The 222-nt window shown below is 59.0% G+C and carries 1 protein-coding gene; it reads left to right on the top strand.

Annotated elements, in window-relative coordinates:
* A partial coding sequence (locus tag HU727_RS25640) for an RHS repeat domain-containing protein (protein WP_217847170.1) occupies nucleotides 1-222 on the top strand: 222 nt, incomplete at both ends.

Raw genomic sequence — 222 nt, 5'->3', positions numbered from 1 at the left:
AGCTACGACGCGCTCGGTCGCTTGGTCAACGTCGACGACGGCCACTGGCCGCTCGCTTACAAATATGACCTGCAAGATCGACTCATCGAAGAACACCAAGGCTGGGGCACCCTGCGCTATGAATACGACAGCGTCGGCCAGCTCAAACATTGCCGCCTCCCTGACGGCAGCAAACTTGATTACCGTCATCAGCCTGGCGGCAAGCTGAGCAGCATCGACCTC

The organism is Pseudomonas khorasanensis, assembly GCF_014268505.2.
Lineage (GTDB): Bacteria > Pseudomonadota > Gammaproteobacteria > Pseudomonadales > Pseudomonadaceae > Aquipseudomonas > Aquipseudomonas khorasanensis.
This window is presented reverse-complemented; position numbering and strand designations above follow the sequence as displayed.